This is a genomic window from Clostridium aminobutyricum, assembly GCF_017255415.1.
Taxonomy (GTDB): Bacteria; Bacillota; Clostridia; order Peptostreptococcales; family Anaerovoracaceae; genus Aminipila; species Aminipila aminobutyrica.
In genome coordinates this window covers 773,956-795,105 of the sequence record NZ_JAFJZZ010000001.1, presented here as the reverse complement: position 1 = coordinate 795,105, position 21,150 = coordinate 773,956, and the positions used below count along the sequence as shown (strand labels likewise).

Genomic DNA, 21,150 nt, shown 5'->3' with positions numbered 1-21,150 from the left:
TATGAGGTACGGTTTAAAGACGAAGCTCTCATTAGCTATTGCTCTGGTAGTTCTGCTTACTGTAGCATTAATCAGTTTGTTGGCCAATATTTTTATTGGGAACCAATTTAAAGGATATATTACGAACCAACAGCAAAAGAGCACCCAGGAAATTGTGAATAGAATAAGCCAGCAATATGATACACAATCAAAGAAATGGGATGTGGATTTCTTACATACGATAGGGATGTATGCCCTATACGATGGCTATATTGTCAAAGTGTATGATTTGGAACAACAGGTCATATGGGATGCCGAAACTTCCGATATGAAGTTATGTACTGAAGTGATGAATGATATATCGCACAGGATGATGATGGAATATCCGGAGATGAACGGGCAATTTACAACAAAGGAATTCTCTGCTATGCAAGAGACTGAGAAGGTGGGAACGGTACAGATCAGTTCTTTCGGACCATTTTTTCTAAGCAAAGATGATTTTCAGTTTTTAGATTCATTAAACAAGATTTTAATCAGTATCGGTCTCCTATCGCTTCTCATTTCTATCATAGTGGGATTCTTATTGGCTAAGCGTTTAAGTCAGCCGATTATGGAAACAGTGAGGTTAACAAAACAAATTTCCAATGGGGATTATGGGGTAAAGATCGAAGAAAAGACCAGTACAAAAGAAGTACAAGAATTAATCGAATCCATTAATCATTTGTCAGGAACCCTTGAAAGTCAAGAAAAGTTAAGACGACAGCTGACTACCGATGTGGCCCATGAGCTGCGAACCCCATTAACAACTGCCCAAACACACCTTGAAGCTATCATGGAAGGGGTGTGGGAGCCAACAATGGAACGGTTACAAAGCTGTTATGATGAAATGAGTCGAATCTGTGAGTTGGTAAGCGATTTAGAAAGTCTCGCAAAGGTAGAGAGCGATAATTTTAAGCTTGATAAAACATGGATAAGCCCCTTAGAACTTTCACAAAAAGTGCTGGAGAATTTTGAAACAGAGTTAAAAAATAAACATCAAAAGACTTCTGTTACGGGCAGCGCTTCGGAAATTTTTGCGGACAAAGCGAGGATAAGCCAAGTCTTAATCAACTTGATATCCAATGCCGTAAAATATTCGCCGGACGGCAGTGAAATGCAGGTTACTATTTCGGAAACGCAGAATACTGTAGTTTTCAGCATTAAAGACAATGGGATCGGTATCCCGGAGAATGAAATTCCTTTTATATTTGAACGTTTTTATCGAGCGGATAAATCTCGGAACCGTTTGATGGGAGGTTCCGGAATTGGGCTTGCAATCGTTAAATCAATTGTTACCGCACATGGGGGGAAGGTTGAGGTAGAAAGCCGTTTAAATGAGGGGAGTTGTTTTATTGTGACCCTACCTAAATTGAATGAAATAGATTTACCTAGTAAAAATAATTATTAAATTAATTGACAACTATTTGGAAACATAGTAGTATAATATAAAACATATAAGATTACTAGGAAACTACAGCTTCACATTAAACCCTCATCTAGAAAGGTGAGGGTAAAAATTTAAGCAATAACATAGTAAACATATATTAATACTTGTTAATATCCGCTTGATAATAAGATGTGTTAATGATATTTTTTTAAGTACTTATTACAAAAATGGTTAAAAGTTTCTAGGAATCCTTATTCGCTACAAAAATCTATTTTTAAATCATGGGAGGTTAGAAGATGAAAAGTAAAAAAAGCTTGTTTATTGCAGTGGGTTTAATGGTTACGATGGCAATGGGTATTTTTACAGGTTGTTCGTCTCAAAAACAAGGAGAAAAAGACGGTGATCAATTGACTATGAGAATTGCAAATTTTCCCAATATAACCCATTCTCAAGCCTTAGTTGGTGCGACGGAAGGGCAGTTTCAAAAAGCGTTAGGGGAGAATACTACCATCGAATGGAAAACCTTTAATGCGGGACCTGCTGAAATAGAAGCCTTTTTCGCAGGAGAAATTGATTTGGGTTATATCGGACCCGGTCCGGCAATCAACGGATACATAAAATCGAACGGTGATTTACAGATTATCGCAGGTGCGACGGAAGCAGGAGCTATTTTGGTTTCCCGTCAAGATGTAAAGATTAAAGGCTTAAAAGACCTGAGCGGTAAGAAAATAGCGGTGCCTCAGTTTGGAAACACGCAACATTTATCATTGCTTAACCTATTGCAGGAAAATGGATTAAAAGAGACAACCAAGGGCGGGACAGTCGAAGTGATTCAGGCGGATAACCCCGATATAAAGACATTATTGGACAGCGGAGAAATTGATGCTGCATTTGTTCCTGAGCCATGGGGTTCCAGATTGGTCAAAGAAGTGAATGCAAATGTCGTGTTGGATTATGATCAGGTTTGGAAAAACGGAGAATATTCAACGGCAGTCGTGGTGGCAAGAACGGAATTTATAGAAGAACATCCGGATGTTGTTGAAAATTTCTTAAAAGCTCATGTTGAATTGACCGATTATATCAATAACAATCCGGATCAGGCAAAGGCAACCGTCAATGCAAAAATCAAGGAACTAACTCAGAAAGAACTGCCTGCGGATGTGTTAGATGCAGCATTTGACCGGCTTAAGGTGACGTATGATCCTCGAACCGAATCTGTTGTAGGCTTTGCAAACTTATCGTATGAAGCAGGATTCCTGAAGGAAAAGCCAAACGTTGATCAGTTGTTTAATCTTGAGTTATTAAATAAGGTTTTAAAAGAGCAAGGAAAGCCGGAGATTCAATAGTTCAATGGAACGATCATGGAACTATTCAAAAATGGCAGCGAGGTTTAAATGAATATTTATAATGAATTAAATAGTTTGAATTATGATACGAAAAAAGTATTTAATCTTATTCATAAACAAGGACCCAAAACAAAAAATGAACTTTCGATGCTTACTGATATAAAACTGACGACTTTAAACCGTATCATAGAGCCTCTTGAGGAAAACCGCTATATCATGCAATCGACAATCGGAGAATCCACAGGAGGAAGAAGGCCTATCGTATACGATATTCATGCCGGAAAAGGTTATCTGGTGGGTGTTGATATTTCAAGAACCTATACGGAGATTATCATCACAAATTTGAAGATTGAGATTTTATATCAATATCGATTCAATATGAATAAATCCCATTCTCCGAGTAAAACGGTAGCAACTATTCTGGAAATTATCGACACTGGATTAAAAAGCCTTTCCGCCGATAAACAAAAATTAATGGCAATCGGTATAGGTACCGTAGGGCCGTTAGATATAGAAAAGGGAGTCCTCATTAACCCCGCTCATTTTGGAGCAGCCGGATGGCAGGATGTTCCTATGAAAGAACTGATGCAACGGAGTTTTGAATGCCCTGTTTTCGTCGATAATGGTGCAAATGCAGCGGTGTTAGCGGAAATGCTTTTCGGTGTCGGTAAAGGATATAAAAATCTGGTCTATTTTCACTGTGGAATCGGTATTCGAACAGGAACGATTTCTTCCGAGACCATTATTAGAACCGCAAATAACGCGGAAGATGCATTTGGGCATATGGTTATCGATGTAGATGGAGAACAATGCGCTTGCGGGAACTATGGTTGTATTGAGTGCTATTCTTCTATTCATGCTATCACACAAAAATATATTTCTGAGGTAAAGAAGGGGAGACGTTCAACCATTGTAAAAGACCTAAAGGATATTCACTATATGGACATTTGTCATGCTGTATCGGACGGTGACTCCTTGGCTATAGAAATTTTAACCCGTTCGGCAATGATCTTAGGAACCGGTCTGGCGAATTTTATCAATATTTTAAATCCCGGTTTGGTTATTTTAAGCGGCCCATTAATCAACAAATCACAGCTATTTTATAATGTATGCACAGAAACAGCCGAAAAAAGGTGTTACGGCAATAATGGATCTAAAGTTATTTTTATGAGAGGCGGTCATTTCAATGACCATGCGATTGCTGTGGGTTCTGCCGTGATGGGTCTGGAACATTGTCTAACCAGTAAGGTTGTCAAATAAATGGAAAGAATGAGAGGTGGTGAGACCGTGAATTTAAGAATCGAAAACGTCGGAAAAAGATTTATTACAGACCGTAACAAGACCCATACCCTAGACAATATTAATCTTGAAATAAACCAAGGTGAATTCATCAGCATATTGGGTCCTTCTGGCTGTGGGAAGTCAACCCTGTTAAATATCATCGCGGGATTGGAAAAAGCCTCTGAAGGTAAAGTCTTGTTAAATGGTAAGGAAATTAAGGGGGCCGGTCCTGACCGGGCAGTAATGTTTCAGGAATCTGCATTATTTCCTTGGTTAAGGGTTATTGATAATGTGGAATTCGGAATGAAAATGGCCGGAATAAATGCGGCAGACCGAAAAGAAAAAGCGCTGAAATATTTGAAAATGGTGCATCTAACAAAATTTCAACAGGCTTACGTTCATGAACTGTCAGGCGGAATGAAGCAGCGGGTGGCTTTAGCGAGAGCATTAACCTTAGACTCGGAAGTTTTATTAATGGATGAACCTTTTGCCGCATTGGATAGTCAGACGAAAAATATTTTACAGCTAGAGCTTCAACGGATATGGTTGGAGACCAGAAAGACGATCATCTTTGTTACGCACAATGTGGAAGAAGCGGTATTGCTTTCCGATCGAGTAGTCGTTATGGCAGCAAATCCCGGGAAGGTAAAAAAGGAATTTAAGATCGAATTGGCACGGCCAAGGCAGATCGAAAGCGGAGACGTAACATATATGGTTGCTAAAATTATGAAAGAGTTGAAAGAGGAGGTGGAGAAAGTTGCAAAAGCTGAGTATGACAATGACTGGTCTATTAAAAAAGATACTGTTTTATCTGATATTAATAACAATCTGGGAATTGATATATAGGGTAGGCGTAGAATCGTTGGAAATTTGGAAACCTTATACCTTTCCATCTCCCCTTGCAGTATTTCAAACGTTAATCGGATTAATATCGGATAATACCCTGGGGATAGCTATTCTGGCCAGCATGAAACGAATCCTGGTCGGATATTCCCTCTCGGTTCTGCTAGGCGTCATGGTTGGGTTGCTGATGACGAAATTCAAGTATTTAGATGAGAATCTAAGTCCATTAATTCTCGGAATGCAAACGCTTCCCAGTATTTGCTGGCTCCCATTTGCGATTTTATGGTATGGTTTAAATGAGAGTGCGATCATCTTTGTTATTGCCATTGGCTCGACCTTTGCGGTCAGTATTGCTATTGTATCGGGTATCAAAAATGTCAATCCTCTTTTTGTCAGAGCGGCCCGTACATTAGGGGCTAACGGGTTAAAAATCTATTGGAATGTTATCTTTCCGGCAGCCCTTCCCGGTGTGATTTCCGGAATGAAGCAGGGATGGTCCTTTGCTTGGAGAGCCTTGATGGCTGGTGAAATGTTAACGGCAACAAAGGGGTTAGGTCAAGTATTGATGATAGGAAGAGATTTGGCGGATATCAGTCAGGTCATGGCGGTTATGGTAGTCATTATCGTTCTTGGATTAACCGTAGATAAACTTCTCTTTGGCCGAATAGAAGATAATGTAAGACGACGATGGGGACTGGATCGAGCTTAAAAGAATGAAAGGAAAAAAAGATGGGACAGATGGACTATAAAGAACTAAAAAATAATTGTTTTATGAGACAGGCAGATAAAGACCGTTTTTCGCTCCGGCTTCGAATAGCAGGCGGAAAAGTAGGGGTTCAGGATTTAAAGAAGGTTTATGAACTGGCGGAAAAATATGGAGAAGGCTATATCCATCTTACTTCAAGACAGAGCATTGAAATCCCTTTTTTAAAATTTGAAGAGCTGGATGCCATTAAAAAGGAAATGCAGGAAGCTGGTCTTCGAGGAGGCTTTTGCGGAGCACGAGTCCGAACTATAACGGCCTGTCAGGGCTGCACCGTATGTCAGAGCGGTTTGATCGATTCGGCTGATTTGGCGCAGGAGTTTGATGCACTTTATTATGGAAGAGAAGTACCTCATAAATTTAAAATCGGTATTACAGGATGCCATAATAATTGCTTGAAAGCAGAAGAAAATGATCTGGGTATCAAAGGAGCGATGAAACCTGTTTGGAACAAAGAAACTTGTACGTATTGCGGATTGTGTGAAAGCAAATGCCGTCATGGAGCTATTCACGTGGATAAACAAAATAAGACATTGGTTCATGATGAATCGGCTTGCATTCTATGCGGAAAATGCGTCAAAGCCTGCCCTGTTCAAGCATGGACAGGAGAGCCTGGATTTAAGGTCTATATCGGAGGACTTTTCGGAAACAGTATACAGATAGGCAGGCAGGCTGTGCCGATCGTTTATTCAAAAGAGGAACTACACGCAATCATAGAAGCGACTATAGAATTTTTTAAGACCCATGGAAAAAAAGGAGAACGTCTGGGTAAAGCGTTAAATCGAATCGGTTGGGAACCTCTTTTTGACGAATTGAACGAAGTCGTTAAAAACCATAAAAAGGACTAATCTTTCAGGGAGGTGAAGCCGTGAAGCTTGTAACAGAAATACTGAAGACAGATTTACTCATTATCGGAGGAGGAACAGCCGGTTGTTTCGCAGCGCTGACTGCCGCAGAAAACTCGGACCGAAAGGTGATCATAGCAGAAAAAGCAAATATCAAACGAAGCGGATGCTTGGCGGCGGGTGTGAATGCGTTAAATGCTTACATTATACAAGGAGAAACCCCGGAGTCGTATTTGGATTATGTGATTCATGACGCGGAGGGGATTGTTCGGGAAGATTTAGTATTGACCATGGCAGAGAAGCTCAATCAGGTGACGCATAAGCTGGAACAGTTGGGACTCGTTATCCTGAAAGATGAAAAGGGCCACTATGTGTCAAGAGGAAAGAGAAATATTAAAATTAACGGTGAAAATATAAAACCTATTTTAGCTGATGCAGTAACAGAAAAGCAAAATATTACCGTATTGAATCAGGTTAACATAATTGATTATATTGTTAAGGATGAAAAAGTAATCGGAGCGTATGGTTTTTCGTTGGATTCCAATCTGTTTTACGTAATCCATGCCGAAGCCGTCATCTGTTCAACCGGTGGTGCGGCAGGCATTTATAGGCCGAATAACCCGGGATTTTCAAGACATAAAATGTGGTATTCACCGTTCAACACAGGAGCGGGGTATGCCATGGGGATCCGAGCAGGTGCAGAAATGACGACTTTTGAAATGCGGTTTATCGCACTCAGATGCAAGGATACCATTGCCCCTACGGGAACGATCGCACAGGGCGTCGGAGCGCAGCAAATCAATAGTGACGGCGAGGAATACGAAAAAAAATACGGTTCCTTTAAAACCTGCAACCGATTATATTCAACAGTGATGGAAAATGGGAAGGGCAAGGGACCCTGTTATTTAAACACGGTCGGCATCACGGAACAGCAGGAAAAGGACTTATATAAGGCCTATTTGAATATGGCACCGGCCCAAACGTTACGATGGATTGAGAAAGGGAAGGGACCTTCTTCTGAGAATGTTGAAATTGAAGGTACAGAGCCCTATATTGTAGGCGGGCATACCGCCAGCGGTTATTGGGTGGATACAAAAAGAGGCACCACCCTGGAAGGACTTTATGCCGCCGGAGATGTGGCCGGGGGATGTCCTCAGAAATATGTCACCGGTGCTTTGGTGGAAGGAGAGATTGCTGCTTTTTCTGCATTGGAATACGTAAAGCATAAAGCCGTAACAACACCGGATTTAGCAGAAACGGAATGGAAATTGAAATCCGTCAATCAATTGCTTGAGGGCAGTTCTGATTTTAGTATAGAAGATTTGGAAGAAGCCATGCAGAAAACAATGGATGATTATGCAGGCGGTCTTTCTACTCATTATATATATAACAAAGAAAAACTGAAAATAGCTTCAGCGCGTATCGATGAATTGATCCAATTAAGCCATTCTTTAAGAGCGAAGGATCAACATGAACTGATGTACATTTATGAATTGATGGATCGGCTCTATGTGGCAAAGGTTCTGATCAAGCACTTAGAAGGCAGGAAAGAAACGAGATGGCATAGCTTTCAAGAAAATGCCGATTATCCGCAAAAGGATGATATAAACTTTTTAAAGTATGTTAATAGCCGCCTTGAAAATGGTGAAATAAAGCTGATATACCGAGATTTAGTAAAGAGAGATGAGCATTATGAGCATAAGAATTGATCCCAACAAGTGTATCGGATGCGGCAAATGCTGCGAAGTATGTCCCGGAAGTTTGATTGTTAAAAATGAGGAAAATAAGAGTGATATCAAATATCCTCGTGATTGCTGGGGTTGTACTTCCTGTCTGAAAGAATGTCAGGCAGGAGCAATCCGTTACTATCTGGGAGCAGATATGGGCGGCAACGGGTCGTATTTATATACCAAAAAAGATCGTCATTTTTTACATTGGCATATTGTCAAAGAGAATACAGAAGAAATTATTACTATTAACCAACTGGAATCAAATAATTATTAGGAGGGCAGTGAAATGGATCATTTAGACCAATTAGAAGCACAAAGCATTTTTATTTTAAGAGAAGCCTATAAAAAATTTGGGAAATTAGGCATGCTATGGTCAATCGGAAAAGATTCAACCGTGCTGCTATGGCTGGCAAAGAAAGCTTTCTTCGGACATTGTCCGTTCCCTTTTATCCATGTGGATACAACCTATAAAATACCGGAGATGATCGAATACAGGGATAAAATCGCAAAAGAATATAATCTGGATTTAATTGTACATAAGAATGAAGAAGCGTTAAAGCAGGGGATGGGGCCGGACCATGGAAGGTTAGTTTGCTGCAAGGCTTTAAAATCAGATGGACTTCAGCAGGTAGTGACAAATTATGAATTTGAAGGATTGATTCTTGGAATCCGAAGAGACGAAGAGGGTTCTCGATCAAAAGAACGTGTGTTCAGTGAAAGAAACAAGGATTCGGAATGGGATTATACCAATCAGCCTCCTGAACTCTGGGATCAATTTAAGACAGATTTTCCAAAAGGAAATCATATTCGAGTTCATCCGATATTGCATTGGAACGAAATTGATATTTGGGCCTACATTAAAAGAGAAAATATTCCGCTCGTCGATCTCTATTTTGCAAAAGACGGCAAGCGGTATCGAAGTCTTGGCTGTGCTCCATGTACCGGAAAAATCGACTCTACAGCTATTACCATAGATGAAATCATTGAAGAATTAAAAAATACCAACACCAGTGAACGAGCAGGCAGGGCACAGGATCAGGAAGATGCGTATGCCATGCAAAAATTGCGAAAAGACGGATATATGTAGGAAAGAGGTTGACGAGGATGGAAAACAATAGAGAAATTTTAAAAATAGTTGTAGTAGGCCATGTCGATCATGGAAAATCCACTTTAATCGGCCGTTTGCTATATGATACAAAGTCTATTCCGGAAGGGGCTATCGAACGAGTGAAACGCATTTCGAAGGAAAAAGGAAAGCCCTTTGAATATGCGTATCTCTTAGATGCCTTTGAGGAAGAGCAGAAGCAGGGGATCACCATCGATACGACGCAATTGCAATTTCAAACGGAAAAAAGAGATTACGTGATTATTGATGCACCGGGACACAAGGAATTTCTTAAAAATATGATCTCCGGAGCGGCCAATGCGGAAGCTGCACTTCTCCTCATTGACGCAAATGAAGGAATACAGGAACAATCGAAGCGGCATGGATATATCCTTTCCTTATTGGGCATTCAGAAAATCTACGTCATTGTAAACAAGATGGATTTGATTGATTATTCCGAGCAGAAATTTGATCAAATCAAGTATGAAATGAACCAATTTTTGAATGATTTGGGTGTATATCCGTTAAAATATATTCCGATTTCGGCTTTCAACGGAGAAAACATGACCTTTTCATCGAATAAGATGCCTTGGTATAAAGGAGAATCTATCATTGAAGCCATGGATATTTTTGAAAAAGATAAGGGCTTAGAAGATAAACCGCTGCGATTTCCGATACAAGACGTTTATAAATTTGATAATCGACGGATTATCGTGGGAAGAATTGAAGCCGGAAAGCTGAATGTCGGTGACAAAATATTAATCAATCCGAGCAATAAAACGACTCGCGTTAAAACGATCGAATACTGGCAGGAAAAAGACAAGACGGATACGGTCAGTGCCGGAATGTCTGTCGGAATCACTGTTGAAGATGAATTCTTTAATAAAAGAGGGGAATTGATTTCCCATGAAATAGACTCCCCTAAGACCGGAAATGTGTTTAAAGCGAATCTGTTCTGGCTCGGCAAAACCAATTTGGCCAGAGGCAAAAAATATAAAATCAAGTTGGTTACACAGGAAGTGGAATGCCAAATTGAAACAATCAATAGAGTAATTGATGCGACTACCTTAGCGACCCTTGAAAATGCATCCGAGGTAAAACTGAACGATGTAGCGGAAGTTACGATTCGCACGAAAGAAACCATCAGTTTTGATGAATTTAAGAAAAATCATATTACCGGCCGGTTTGTTATTGTCGATGGATATGACGTAGCCGGAGGCGGCATTATTTCGTCCGGAGAGATCAAAACTCCATTTGTTAACTTATTGGTAGATGGCGAACAGGAAATACAGCTTGAATGCCTGGATGACTTTTACTTTGTTATCCCTGAAAATACGATCAAAAAAGCTGCGGCAAACGCAAATGTTTATTATGTCGGCGATAAAATCAACTTGACAGGGGATACATTCAGGTATCCGTTGGATATAGATATTGTCGACTTAAATAAAAAGACGGTGGCTCAAATCCGGGAAGAAAGCCTTATAAGAATTATCCCGCTGGATTCGTATGAGTATGAAAATATCGCCATTATAGATAGCAGAGGATTAGAACTCAAAATTAATTCAAAGGATGATTTAACGAAGTTTAAAAATGAATTCCAAAATGATGAGCAGTCTTTAAACCGGTGGTTGCATGTTACGGCTTATAAAAACATTAAGATTATCAATCAGGATTCTCATAATATGGAGTATTACTTATAGCGAGGAAAAGCTCTTAAGCTTAATTACAACAATTTAATAAAGTAGGAACGTTAAAATTTAAATGTTCCTACTTTATATTTACAAAAATGTATTATGTTGATATGATATGTAAAAGTTAGTGGAACACCACCCTCATAAATAAGAAACAAGGATAGGAATACATAAGCAAGTTTATTGATTTGAATTAGGGGAGACAAATGAGGAACAAGATATTATTAGTTTTATCGTCAATTGTAGTTATAATTGGTAGTGGGATATTAAATTTTAATGAATTCTTAATGGGAAGCCCTGCAAATATTAAAAATGTAATGGTGACTTTTTTATATATCATCTTTTGGATATTATTTCTTGTGATTGGTATAAAACTTAAAAGCAAAATTCTTTTAAAATATTCCTTAGCATTTTGGTTAATAACCTTATTTGCAGCTGGTATGGCAACATATGCTAATATAACGGATCATTCTCCAAGCATTGGATTACCTTTTGTAGCTTGTTTTTTAGGACAATGGTATGGTCTAGATTTTTCTATCAATAACTATACGGTTACTAATAGTATAATATTGTTGATCTCCCTATTAATGTCTGCAACTGTGATAGTATTTCTAATACGTATAGGAAATGAAATTCGATTGAAAGATACAGTTATTAGAAAATAGAAATAATCTTAATTCACCGTGACTATCCCAAGTTTTGTATAAACTCTAAAAATTGATGTAAGATATCAAAAATAGCAAAGGGTAGGAGGCTACCATTCAACCGGAAGATACTTAAATAAGGTAGTTGAATCATCCTCTTCTAATTGACCATTAACCTGTTGCATCCCGTCATCGATATATTCATTATTTTGAATTTCTTTAATGTTCGACAGAATGATAGCGGTTAGAAATCCGAAAATCGAAATATAAATGATTATTCTGCTTTTCATAATTACTTATCTCCAATCTGCTCTATTGTACTTATGTACTTATTATGCACTCTTCTCAAACTTTTTATCGCTATTTATAGAATATGGAATCTTAAAAAAGGACAGTATTGGTAATGATTTCATCGAGTTTATCTTTCAAACATTTAATACCGAATACTATTAGATAAAAAAATCTTTATTTCAAAAGATAAAGATGATTTTCCGTTCTCCGGATATAAAATGAGGTATGAAGAAATGTTCCTAGTTTTCATAATTGTCGAGAATATAAAAGATAATATATTATTATATGGCTAGAATCAATTAACAAGAATTTGTTCATTTGACAGTTCAGTTGACAGCAAATATCAATTAGTATAGTCAGATGACCTTAATCAGCCATAACTATTCCGAAAACTTAAATTTTAGGAATAGTTATGGCTGGTATGAAAGCACCCCTTTTGAGGTATTTTTATAGTTTTACTCATGTCCGATTATCTTTACTTTACTTTACTTTTATATTTGACCATTATTTAGTACTTTTTAAAAATATCTTATATCATTCTCTTAGCCTACAATTGTTTTTAAATAAAAAATCTGCTCAATTGTGAACAGATTTTTGCAGTCTATTTTATTTGACGCTTCTATGTATTATGTGATTACTTATTTCGTATAAGTTTTTAATAAACGCAGATAATGATTTGACTCTCTTAATACATGATCTCCTAATAGCGGTATAATTATTGATTTAACTTTACAATTCAGAAGTCCTTGAGTACCTTGCTCATTGAAATTACGGACATCTATTGTGGCCTTCAAACTATCGTTCGTTACCTGCGAAAAAGGCAATGTCTGATCCATAGCTTCTTTTGATTCCTCGTATAATTGATTGAATTCATTTCCAAAATTATTTGCCATAATGATTAATTCATTTTCTGTTGGATCGAGTAAACCACGTATAAAAAGTGAATGCTCAGCCATAATTCTATTCCAAAAAAGTTCCTGCTCTATTCCCTCTTGTTCCATGTTCATTTCTTCTTTTCCCTCAAGCCTTTGAATTAATAAATTATATAATTTTGCTTCACGTAAAATATGTTCTATTAAAAGTGGATAATTTACGGTAAACATATTACAAGTGATTACATCTCTTAAAACTCTTGTTTTAAACCGTATGAGCTCATCTAGTAGATCCATTACCCTGCAATTAAGCGTATGCACTCTTTGACCCAGCATATTCAAATTAGTTGGAGTCCCTTCTGACAGGTTTTCTTCCATCTTTGTAAGTTCAGTATTGATAGGTACCCCGGTATAATATGTGGAAACTTCTTCCGCTTTTAGTGTATAAGGTGTAATGACTTCTCCTGAATTAAGAAAGTCCGGATCGATTATTCCATCTGAAAGCGTAATAGCCTCTCTTAAAACTAAATCAAATGCTTTTCTAAAATTATCTGCGATTTCTATAAAATCGCTATTCTTCGGAGTAAATCCGATCTCCAAAAAAAATGAATGTTCCTTCATTATTCTAATAAAAAACAAATGCAACTCTAATGATCGCCGTACATATTCAATGGCAGCTAACATAAAAAACCTCCAATTTATATATTTATGTTATATACTACTAATTTTCTTTATAAAATGTTCCATATAAAGAAATTAGTCCCTACAGAATTCATACAATTGCTTTATCATTCTCGATTTTACGGATATAAGCCCTATTGAATTTTTTTTAACTATTAGTAAATAATACATTTATGTTGATTAAAAACTAATTGTATCCAATAAAAACATTATGTCAACTTTAAAATAAAGGAGTTTAAAAATAAATGAGCAAATCAGAAAAAACAAAAGGTGAAAAGATTCAGGAAAAGCTGGGATATAAGTATAAGAACGCATGGCTAAAAATGAATCAAAAAGAACAGGATCAGACCTTTAGATTCTGTCAGTCCTATATTCAGTTTTTAAATAGCGTCAAAACGGAACGAGAATCTGTTGAATGGGCTGAACGAGAAGCCATTAAAAATGGTTTTATTTCTTTGGATGAAATGGTTAGAAAAAATCAAAAGATTCGTCCGGGAGATAAGATCTATGCCATCAACAGAAATAAGAATATTATTTTCGCAGTGATCGGGAAAAAACCATTGGAAGAAGGAATCAACATTATTGGCGCACATATCGATTCCCCTAGAATTGACTTAAAACCCAACCCGCTTTATGAAGACGGAGAATTGGTCCTTTTGAAAACTCATTACTATGGGGGAATTAAAAAGTATCAGTGGGTTACCACTCCCCTTTCCCTTCATGGCGTGATTTTTAAATCAAATGGCGATAAAGTGACCTTAAATATCGGAGAAAATGACGACGATCCAAGGTTTTGTATATGCGATTTATTGCCCCATCTTGCACAGGAGCAAATGCAAAAAAAGATGGCAAACGGCATCGACGGCGAATCATTGACAGTTTTATTTGGGAGCATTCCATATGACGAAGAAGATTTAAAAAATAAAATTAAGACTAATATTTTAGAATTGTTGCAACAAAAATATGATTTACAGGAAGAGGATTTTCAAAGAGCAGAAATAGAGTTAGTACCTGCCATTAAAGCCTGCGATGTGGGACTGGATCGGAGCATGGTTGGTGGATACGGCCAAGATGATAAAGTGTGTGCGTATACGGCTTTCCAAGCTATTTTAGAGGCCAAAAAAATAGATAAAACCGCCCTATGCATCTGGATTGATAAAGAAGAAATCGGAAGTGAAGGAAACACTGGAATCAAGTCCCCTTTCTTCGAAAATACGGTTGCAAAATTATGCAACTTATCTTCCGATCATTACTCGGATATTCTTTTAAAAGACACGCTGAATCACTCAAAATGCCTTTCTGCAGATGTGACGGCATTATTTGATCCGAATTATGCCGATGTGGATGATAAAAGGAACACGGCTTACCTTGGAAATGGTGTCGTAATTATGAAATACAGTGGTGCTCGCGGCAAAGCAGACTCCAGTGAAGCCAATGCCGAATTTGTGGCTGAAGTGACCAATCTTTTCAATAAGAATGACGTGACTTGGCAGAGCGGAGAACTGGGAAAAGTCGATCTTGGCGGCGGCGGAACCATCGCTATGCATTTAACCAAATATGGGATGGATGTTTTAGATGTGGGCCCGGGACTGTTATCCATGCACTCCCCTTTTGAAATATGCAGTAAAGCCGATGTGTATATGTCCTATAAGGCATATAAGACGTTTTATAAGCAGTAATTGATCATAAAGCCGTAACAATGCATACTGTTACGGCTTTTAAATTATCTTTTATTCATTGAATTTTTATTTATCCATGACAAGAGGTCAACAATCATATATCTGGCCGAACTTATCGTTGAGATATTCTATAAAGTATTTTGCGCTCAGTTCTTCCCCTGTAATTTTCTTAATTAATTCAGCCGGTTTGAATATGGAACCATATTGATGTACATTTTCATTTAACCATTTAGTAATAGACGAAAAGTCTCCACTGTTGATTTTTTGATTCCAATCTGGAATTTCCTCTTTCAACTTATTGAAGATTTGTGATCCATATAAGTTTCCAAGGGCATAGGTTGGGAAATACCCAAAATCACCGCCAGACCAATGAACGTCTTGTAATATTCCTTCCGCATCGTTTTGTGGTTCCACACCCAAATATTCCTTATATTTTTCATTCCAAAGCTTTGGAACGTCATCAATGTCAATATCACTGTTTATCAGGAGCTTTTCCATTTCATAGCGAATGATGATATGGAGACTATAAGTCAATTCATCTGCATCAATTCTGATTAAAGATGGCTCAACGCAGTTAATTGCCTTATAAAATGATATCAAATCCACCCTTTCTAGTTCTTTATAGGTTTGTTGAAATTCGGGGTAAAAATAGCGCCAAAACGCCAGGCTTTTCCCAAGGATATTTTCATAAAACCGTGATTGGGATTCGTGCATACCCATTGATGCACCTGAAGCTAAAGAAGTACCTTCAAGTTCGTTCGGAATATTTTGTTCATAGATTCCATGGCCACCTTCGTGAATCAAAGAGAAGATGGCAGGTCTGAAATCAGAAGGTTCGTATTTTGTGGTTATTCTGACATCTTTATTCCCAAAGTTCGTTGTAAATGGATGCTCAGATACATCGATTCTTCCTTTCCTTTCATAGTCATAACCGATCTGTCCTAAAATGGCTTCTCCTAGTTTTCTCTGGCTTTCAACAGAGTAATTTCCTTTTAAAAAGGTATCAGACGTTTTCATATTTGAATTTTTAATTCTTTGAAGTAAATCAACAATAAATCCTTTCAATTCTCCAAATAAACCATCAAGCCTTTCTGTTGTCATACCAGGTTCATAGATATCTAAAAGACCATCATACTTATTGATAAAACCCCAGTATTCAGAGAACTTTTTATTAGTAGCGATCATTTTAGCAAGGTGCGGCTTAAAAATCGAGAAGTCATTTTTACTTTTCGCTTCCTCCCATGCACTTTGCGAAAGTGCTTTATCAATTTCAAATTGAACGTATTCTGCTTCAGGTATTTTCGTTGCCAAGTTATAGTCTTTCTCTATATTTTCTATCATAGCTTTGGTTAATTGATCTAAATCATCAATTCCATTAAAATAATCGATAAACTCTTTCATTTCTGCTGACGTAGTAAGCTTATAGCTCTCCCCTGTCAAGTATCCGATCATTTCGCTTCTGTATTCAATTGCCTCTTTCGGCATATAAACAAGGCTATCCCAATGCAATAATGAAATAGAACTACCCAGATACTCTATTTTTTTAAGATATTCTTTTAATTCCTCAATTTTCGCAATGGTTATTTCATTCATGTTAATCTCCTTTATTATTCCATACCCGTTTGATTTGGAATTAATTATCAAATTGCTATCATTTTACTACAGTCTGCTGCTGGTGTATACAATAACAATATTGCATAATCCCAATATTTAAAAGAAAGATTAAGTTTAGAAACACCCAAATATGAGGAACGAGGTATAGCATATATATTAAGTTACTTCCGTACGGGCCTGATATATTTAAAATACCGTTCCGGATTAAAATAAAAGTAAATAATTCTACCAGGAGACGTATCAAAGCAGTAACCAGTGTCTGTAAAATCAAAAGTTGCCATTGCCTTTTCAATCTTTTCTTCTACGCTGCGATTTTCCTGTTCATAATCAAACGGGCCATGTTCAAAAACAATATACTCTGCTTCAGGAACATCCATCATAAGCATCTGTGATGGTACTTCCCCTTCATAATCAAAAGGAAGCCGTACACCATGGCATTCTGTACGTGGTATACCCCAATCGCAGAGCCTGCCGTCAGGGTCATTGATGTAGGCCATAATTTGGCCGCTGCCACTGTTAGATTCACTCCCGCCATCGTCATCCAGCTTATCCTTGATACTATCCAGTAATCCGCAAATTGTTTCACAGTCCTGTCCCGGAATAAGACTTTGCTTTTGCCAGAAATCCCAATACCCATTACTTTCGTAGTTTCTTATATGCAAAAACTTATGCGCAGGGATGGTTACAAAATAAATATTAATATGACCTGTAGATTTTATCATTCCAATCTCTCCCAATCCTAAAAAGTAGCGGTCAAAAGGGTTGATTTTTGTACGAAGAACAACAGGCTTTGGATTTTTTCGATATTCACTTGGCGTAACACTATAGGCTGCCTTAAAAGCTCTTGTAAAAGCTTCATGTGATGAAAAGCCATAGTCAAAAGCAATCTCAATAAGACTTTTCTCACTATCCCGAACCTCTTTTAGTGCAAAGGCCAATTTTCTATGCCGCAAATAATCTCTAAATTGTATACCCGATATTTCTTTAAATTTTCTTGTTGTATAAAATTCAGAATAACCAAGTCTGCAAGATACAAAACTTAGTGTCAAAGCATCTTCGTTATGATCTTTAATACATTTGTCAATCTCATCAACGATTAGTTGGATTTGTTGCTGCCATTCGTACATTTCGTTCACCTCATTTCAGCCACCCTACCCTTATTTTAAAGACATAGAGAGATTATTGCTTGATTTTAGTTGCTAACCTTTTTGAAATCTATAATAAAACCGTAACAAATGATTTATGTTCGTTACGGCTTTTAAATCTCAAAAATATTAATCTATGATTTTATAAGTTTAATAACTGCTTCTTTTTTGCTTGAAACTCTTTCTCTGTAATAATACCTTTTTCTTTCAAATCAAAAAATTTACTTATTTCATCACTTGCGGAAATCCCATTATTTTTAATAGCCTGATTATTTATTTTGCTTAAAATGAAATCTCTCATGAGTGTCGCTTCATACATCATTGAAAGTGTATCTAAAACTTCAGATTTACCACCACCAATGGTTAGTTCAATCTTAGCAAATAATGAAGATGTAATGTTCACACCGGTTATTGAGGAAATAGAAAATCGTTTTTGTTCAAACATACCACCCAAATACAGTACTTCATTATTTGTAACAACTATAAATGGCGATGATTGTCCTAATATAGCTTCTATGGTATCATTTGGATTAAGAGAGAAATAAATATTTGCTGCATTAATTATTTTCTTAGCCTTTTTTTCATTAAGTTGTTCCTTGTTATAAAACTCGCTCATAATTATACTCCTAAAATCAACAATATTTTATTAAATTATACTCTTACCATGGGCTCTCAACAAGTATTATATGGAAACAATTCCCTTTTTATTTTATTTTTTAAATATTTACAATTAATGTTGTGTTTTAACAATCGGAATCTGAATCTCCGAAATATACTCATTCTCAGAATCCGAAAAATCATAATCCACGATATTCTTTTCAATAGAATCTCCTGCGATTTGATATCCATTTTCTTCAATCCATCGTACAAGTAGTTGATAATGCTTGACCATATCACTATAAGGTCCTAAAAATGTAATACAAACATACTCACCTTCAGGAATGACCTTTAATTGCTTAGAAAACTCCGAATCTATTGGCACAATTTCAATAAAATATCTAAATTGAGTGAAAATACCCTTGTCCATATCTTCCTTGGCCAATGAGGTATAAATCTGCCCTTCAATGAGCCAAGAACTTATTTTTAAATAATCTACATTTCTCTTTAAGGTTTGCTTCATTTCATAATCAGTTTTGAGATGATTCACATCGATGAACTCCCCTATTCTTCGGGGAATTTTCTTGACGATTATTTGATCCAGCTCGCCTTCTATATTTTCAAAAAACTCAAGTTTTGTTTGAATTTTCTTTTTCAAATTTACCAGCTTATTTATCTTTATATCAATCTCCTCTTCCTTCTTTTTTAGCAGGTTAAGTAGATTGTTTGTATTTTTGTTACCCATGTATTTTTTTATTTCACTCAATGAAATATCCAGATTTTTTAAGAAAAGAATTCTACTTAATTTAAAGAAATCCCGGATGCTATAGCAGCGATAATCGTTATGCACATCATATTCCGGTTTAACTAGATCGATTTTGTCATAATACCTTAGGGTGTCGGAACTAATATTAAATATTTTTGACAGCTCTCCAATTAAAAATTTATCTTTCATACTAATCTTCCTTCATTTTTCTTAGTATCCTGCGTAGGTAATGGCTATTATACAGGAGGAATACTGTATCGGCAATACGGAAGGGCCTTATTTCAGCTGAATGAAGAATTTAGACTGAATTATACAAAAAAATCTATTGACTTTGGAGTTAGTCAAAGGTTTATGATTCACTTAAATAAATTTTAAAGTTGAATAGGAGAATATTATCATGAGCAACTATAACGCAGTATTAGCAAGAAATACGGAAAATGCACCAAAAGGTATCGGTCCATATTCACAAACTGTAGCTTTTTCTCATTACAATAATCTTTCAGCTCAATTACCTATCGACCCCAAAACTGGTAAATTGGTAGCTGGTGGTATAAAAGAGCAGGCGCAGCAGTGCTTTGAAAATATCAAGGGCATTTTAGACAGCATTGATCATGTGATGAGCGATATTGTCAGAATTACTGTATTCGTTACGAATATCAAAGATGTTGACGCGGTAGACGAAGTATATAAAACATTCTTCCCAACCTATGTTCCTGCACGTACGACAGTGGCTGTTGCAGCTTTACCGATGGATGCCTTGGTGCAAATTGAAGCACTTGTAACAAACGGTGAAGGCACCATTCCAAATGCTCCGCAATCAGGCGACCTCATCAAGCTTACAAATAACACTGCAAATGCACCAACCTGTGCTCTATCCACACAAACGGTAGCGTTCTCTCATTACAATAATCTTTCAGCGCAATTACCGATCGATCCAAGAACGGGTAGATTGGTAGCTGGGGGTGTAAAAGAACAGGCTGGACAGTGCTTAAAGAATATCAAGGCCATTTTAGAAAGTATCGACGTCCCTTTTGACGACATCGTTAAAATTAATATCTTCCTTAAAAACCTTTCGGATATTGAAGTCGTAAACGAAGTATATACAACATTTTTCCCAGACTCAGCGATCGCTAGAGCTGTAGCTTATGTTCCCGCACAGACAGTAGTTGCAGCTTCCGCTTTACCGATGGATGCATTGGTACAAATTGAAGCTGTTGTGTCACACGGAGATGGTACACCTCCACAAGCGATTGAAGATAGACATGGAATCGTGATTAAGGCAAACAATACAGAAAATGCACCAAAGAGTTCTCTCTCCACACAGACGGTAGCTTTTTCGCACTACAATCACCTTTCAGCCCAATTACCATTGGACCCAAAAACGGGCGAGATGGTAGCCGGTGGCGTAAAAGAGCAGGCTGGACAGTGCTTAAAGAATATAAAAGCTATTGTAGAAAGTATCGATCATGCTATGGCGGATGTGGTTAAGGTAAATATCTTCCTGAAGAATATCGCAGATATAGATGCTGTAGACGAAGTTTACACAACTTTCTTCCCAGGTGGCGTACCTGCACGAAGAATCGTTGGCGTAGCCGCTTTACTTAAGGACGCTTTAATTCAAATCGATGTAGTGGTATCAAATGCTGAAGGAACATCTCCAAATGCATAATAGGCATTTATTTGTACATACAGGCATTCAATCTTAGTTCTAAATCATGTATTTTATCCGTAAGGAGGAGATACAGTATAGATGAGCCAACATCAACTACTATTGAGCTGGTGCTGGCTCATCTTAATTATGTGCTGTTTTCTTCGTTGCTTTAAAAGTATTCAAGAATTACGCCTTGCGCTT

General features: G+C 37.2%; 19 protein-coding genes. 13 read left to right on the top strand and 6 right to left on the bottom strand.

Annotated features, from left to right (window positions below):
- Position 1: 1 nt before the first annotated feature.
- The 11 genes from JYB65_RS03865 (at position 2) to JYB65_RS03815 (ending at position 11,674) form a co-directional block, all read left to right on the top strand.
- Positions 2-1,426 carry a sensor histidine kinase gene (locus JYB65_RS03865; protein WP_206581290.1) on the top strand — a complete coding sequence of 475 codons (1,425 nt, stop codon included), beginning with the start codon at positions 2-4 and terminating at the stop codon, positions 1,424-1,426.
- A gap of 275 nt (positions 1,427-1,701) precedes the next feature.
- Positions 1,702-2,751 (top strand): aliphatic sulfonate ABC transporter substrate-binding protein, encoded by a 1,050-nt coding sequence (locus tag JYB65_RS03860; RefSeq protein WP_206581289.1) that lies wholly within the window; start codon positions 1,702-1,704, stop codon positions 2,749-2,751.
- Between the two features lie 48 nt (positions 2,752-2,799).
- The gene (locus JYB65_RS03855) at positions 2,800-4,011 is read left to right on the top strand and encodes an ROK family protein (protein WP_206581288.1); all 1,212 of its coding nucleotides are present in this window, start codon (positions 2,800-2,802) and stop codon (positions 4,009-4,011) included.
- Between the two features lie 27 nt (positions 4,012-4,038).
- The gene (locus tag JYB65_RS03850; protein WP_206581768.1) at positions 4,039-4,878 is read left to right on the top strand and encodes an ATP-binding cassette domain-containing protein; all 840 of its coding nucleotides are present in this window, start codon (positions 4,039-4,041) and stop codon (positions 4,876-4,878) included.
- Positions 4,811-5,584: an ABC transporter permease gene (locus JYB65_RS03845; RefSeq protein ID WP_206581769.1), complete on the top strand. Its 774-nt coding sequence runs from the start codon at positions 4,811-4,813 to the stop codon at positions 5,582-5,584. Before JYB65_RS03850 ends, JYB65_RS03845 begins: the two co-directional genes overlap by 68 nt.
- A 20-nt stretch (positions 5,585-5,604) precedes the next feature.
- Positions 5,605-6,486 carry a 4Fe-4S binding protein gene (locus JYB65_RS03840; RefSeq protein ID WP_206581287.1) on the top strand — a complete coding sequence of 294 codons (882 nt, stop codon included), beginning with the start codon at positions 5,605-5,607 and terminating at the stop codon, positions 6,484-6,486.
- Positions 6,487-6,506: 20 nt separating this feature from the next.
- Positions 6,507-8,192: an adenylyl-sulfate reductase subunit alpha gene (locus tag JYB65_RS03835; RefSeq protein ID WP_206581286.1), complete on the top strand. Its 1,686-nt coding sequence runs from the start codon at positions 6,507-6,509 to the stop codon at positions 8,190-8,192.
- Positions 8,176-8,487 carry a 4Fe-4S dicluster domain-containing protein gene (locus tag JYB65_RS03830; RefSeq protein ID WP_206581285.1) on the top strand — a complete coding sequence of 104 codons (312 nt, stop codon included), beginning with the start codon at positions 8,176-8,178 and terminating at the stop codon, positions 8,485-8,487. The genes JYB65_RS03835 and JYB65_RS03830 overlap by 17 nt, the downstream gene beginning before the upstream one ends.
- A gap of 12 nt (positions 8,488-8,499) precedes the next feature.
- Positions 8,500-9,300, top strand: a complete 801-nt coding sequence (gene cysD / locus JYB65_RS03825; RefSeq protein WP_206581284.1) for a sulfate adenylyltransferase subunit CysD — start codon at positions 8,500-8,502, stop codon at positions 9,298-9,300.
- Between the two features lie 17 nt (positions 9,301-9,317).
- The gene (locus JYB65_RS03820) at positions 9,318-11,018 is read left to right on the top strand and encodes a sulfate adenylyltransferase subunit 1 (RefSeq protein WP_206581283.1); all 1,701 of its coding nucleotides are present in this window, start codon (positions 9,318-9,320) and stop codon (positions 11,016-11,018) included.
- Between the two features lie 197 nt (positions 11,019-11,215).
- Positions 11,216-11,674, top strand: a complete 459-nt coding sequence (locus JYB65_RS03815) for a hypothetical protein (RefSeq protein ID WP_206581282.1) — start codon at positions 11,216-11,218, stop codon at positions 11,672-11,674.
- Positions 11,675-11,763: 89 nt separating this feature from the next.
- Here the strand turns inward: JYB65_RS03815 and JYB65_RS03810 are convergent, their stop codons facing one another.
- On the bottom strand, positions 11,764-11,943 hold the full coding sequence (locus tag JYB65_RS03810) for a hypothetical protein (protein ID WP_206581281.1): 180 nt from the start codon (positions 11,941-11,943) through the stop codon (positions 11,764-11,766).
- A gap of 639 nt (positions 11,944-12,582) precedes the next feature.
- Positions 12,583-13,500 carry a DUF2935 domain-containing protein gene (locus JYB65_RS03805; protein ID WP_206581280.1) on the bottom strand — a complete coding sequence of 306 codons (918 nt, stop codon included), beginning with the start codon at positions 13,498-13,500 and terminating at the stop codon, positions 12,583-12,585.
- 242 nt (positions 13,501-13,742) lie between these two features.
- On the opposite strand from JYB65_RS03805, the gene JYB65_RS03800 reads away from it, so the two are divergent.
- A complete protein-coding gene (locus JYB65_RS03800) occupies positions 13,743-15,176 on the top strand; it encodes an aminopeptidase (protein WP_206581279.1) in 1,434 nt (477 codons plus the stop codon).
- A gap of 87 nt (positions 15,177-15,263) precedes the next feature.
- Here JYB65_RS03800 and JYB65_RS03795 read toward each other — a convergent pair whose 3' ends face one another.
- The 4 genes from JYB65_RS03795 to JYB65_RS03780 form a co-directional block, all read right to left on the bottom strand.
- The gene (locus JYB65_RS03795) at positions 15,264-16,769 is read right to left on the bottom strand and encodes a carboxypeptidase M32 (RefSeq protein WP_206581278.1); all 1,506 of its coding nucleotides are present in this window, start codon (positions 16,767-16,769) and stop codon (positions 15,264-15,266) included.
- Between the two features lie 182 nt (positions 16,770-16,951).
- The gene (locus JYB65_RS03790; RefSeq protein ID WP_206581277.1) at positions 16,952-17,917 is read right to left on the bottom strand and encodes a helix-turn-helix transcriptional regulator; all 966 of its coding nucleotides are present in this window, start codon (positions 17,915-17,917) and stop codon (positions 16,952-16,954) included.
- Positions 17,918-18,077: 160 nt separating this feature from the next.
- Positions 18,078-18,551: an SHOCT domain-containing protein gene (locus JYB65_RS03785; protein WP_206581276.1), complete on the bottom strand. Its 474-nt coding sequence runs from the start codon at positions 18,549-18,551 to the stop codon at positions 18,078-18,080.
- A gap of 114 nt (positions 18,552-18,665) precedes the next feature.
- Positions 18,666-19,487: a MerR family transcriptional regulator gene (locus tag JYB65_RS03780; protein WP_206581275.1), complete on the bottom strand. Its 822-nt coding sequence runs from the start codon at positions 19,485-19,487 to the stop codon at positions 18,666-18,668.
- Positions 19,488-19,695: 208 nt separating this feature from the next.
- Between JYB65_RS03780 and JYB65_RS03775 the strand changes: the two genes are divergently transcribed.
- Positions 19,696-20,967, top strand: coding sequence for a RidA family protein (locus JYB65_RS03775; protein ID WP_206581274.1), 1,272 nt, complete (start codon positions 19,696-19,698; stop codon positions 20,965-20,967).
- Positions 20,968-21,150: the final 183 nt, after the last annotated feature.

Bases quoted from the DNA above. Each gene is read 5' to 3' on its own strand.
- JYB65_RS03865 (WP_206581290.1), top strand. From the start codon at position 2: ATGAGGTACGGTTTAAAGACGAAGCTCTCATTAGCTATTGCTCTGGTA.
- JYB65_RS03860 (WP_206581289.1), top strand. From the start codon at position 1,702: ATGAAAAGTAAAAAAAGCTTGTTTATTGCAGTGGGTTTAATGGTTACG.
- JYB65_RS03855 (WP_206581288.1), top strand. From the start codon at position 2,800: ATGAATATTTATAATGAATTAAATAGTTTGAATTATGATACGAAAAAA.
- JYB65_RS03845 (WP_206581769.1), top strand. From the start codon at position 4,811: ATGACTGGTCTATTAAAAAAGATACTGTTTTATCTGATATTAATAACA.
- JYB65_RS03840 (WP_206581287.1), top strand. From the start codon at position 5,605: ATGGGACAGATGGACTATAAAGAACTAAAAAATAATTGTTTTATGAGA.
- JYB65_RS03830 (WP_206581285.1), top strand. From the start codon at position 8,176: ATGAGCATAAGAATTGATCCCAACAAGTGTATCGGATGCGGCAAATGC.
- cysD (WP_206581284.1), top strand. From the start codon at position 8,500: ATGGATCATTTAGACCAATTAGAAGCACAAAGCATTTTTATTTTAAGA.
- JYB65_RS03820 (WP_206581283.1), top strand. From the start codon at position 9,318: ATGGAAAACAATAGAGAAATTTTAAAAATAGTTGTAGTAGGCCATGTC.
- JYB65_RS03815 (WP_206581282.1), top strand. From the start codon at position 11,216: ATGAGGAACAAGATATTATTAGTTTTATCGTCAATTGTAGTTATAATT.
- JYB65_RS03810 (WP_206581281.1), bottom strand. From the start codon at position 11,943: ATGAAAAGCAGAATAATCATTTATATTTCGATTTTCGGATTTCTAACC.
- JYB65_RS03805 (WP_206581280.1), bottom strand. From the start codon at position 13,500: ATGTTAGCTGCCATTGAATATGTACGGCGATCATTAGAGTTGCATTTG.
- JYB65_RS03800 (WP_206581279.1), top strand. From the start codon at position 13,743: ATGAGCAAATCAGAAAAAACAAAAGGTGAAAAGATTCAGGAAAAGCTG.
- JYB65_RS03795 (WP_206581278.1), bottom strand. From the start codon at position 16,769: ATGAATGAAATAACCATTGCGAAAATTGAGGAATTAAAAGAATATCTT.
- JYB65_RS03790 (WP_206581277.1), bottom strand. From the start codon at position 17,917: ATGTACGAATGGCAGCAACAAATCCAACTAATCGTTGATGAGATTGAC.
- JYB65_RS03785 (WP_206581276.1), bottom strand. From the start codon at position 18,551: ATGAGCGAGTTTTATAACAAGGAACAACTTAATGAAAAAAAGGCTAAG.
- JYB65_RS03780 (WP_206581275.1), bottom strand. From the start codon at position 19,487: ATGAAAGATAAATTTTTAATTGGAGAGCTGTCAAAAATATTTAATATT.
- JYB65_RS03775 (WP_206581274.1), top strand. From the start codon at position 19,696: ATGAGCAACTATAACGCAGTATTAGCAAGAAATACGGAAAATGCACCA.